The sequence below is a fragment of the Muricoccus vinaceus genome (genome assembly GCF_042433125.1).
Lineage (GTDB): Bacteria > Pseudomonadota > Alphaproteobacteria > Acetobacterales > Acetobacteraceae > Roseomonas > Roseomonas vinacea.
Genome location: NZ_JBHLVZ010000142.1, coordinates 1 through 638, shown reverse-complemented (window position 1 = coordinate 638; position 638 = coordinate 1). Strand labels below are relative to the sequence as shown.

1 pseudogene is annotated in these 638 nt (G+C 72.3%); it reads left to right on the top strand.

What is annotated here, in order from left to right:
- Positions 1–638 (top strand): annotated as a pseudogene (locus ACFFIC_RS30005) (IS5 family transposase); the annotation flags it as partial.

Below are 638 nucleotides of genomic sequence, written 5' to 3'. Positions count from 1 at the left end.
CGTGCGCCCGACCGGGCGGCGCTGGCTGGTATTTTGTTCGTGCTGCGAACGGGCATTCAGTGGCACGAGGTACCGACCGAGCTGGGCTGCTGTGGCAAGACCTGCTGGCGTCGGCTGGGCGAGTGGCACGCCGCCGGGGTTTGGGCCCGACTGCACCGGGTGCTGCTGGAGCGCCTGCAGGAAGCGGGTGCCCTGGAATGGAGCCGGGCGGTGCTCGACAGCGCCAGCCTACCCGCGAAAAGGGGGGCTCGGAGGTCGGGCCGAACCCAACGGATCGCGGCAAGCCGGGCACGAAGCGCCATCTCGTCACCGATGCCAAGGGCACGCCGCTTGGCCTGACGCTGAGCGGGGCCAACCGTCACGACAGCCGCATGCTGGCGCCCACGCTGGACGTGGTGCCCGGTGTGCGGGCCAGGCACCGCGGGCGCCCGCGCCGTAGGCCCAGCAAGCTTCACGCCGTGTAAGGCTTGCGATCACCGCCGCTGTCGCCGTGAGTGCCGCACCCGCGGCATTACGCCGCGCATCGCACGGCGCCGCATGGGAGCAGTGCCCGCCTCGGACGACACCGCTGGGTGGTTGAGCGCACCTTCGCCTGGCTCGCCCGGTTCCGGCGCCTGACCGTCCGCCACGAACGCCGC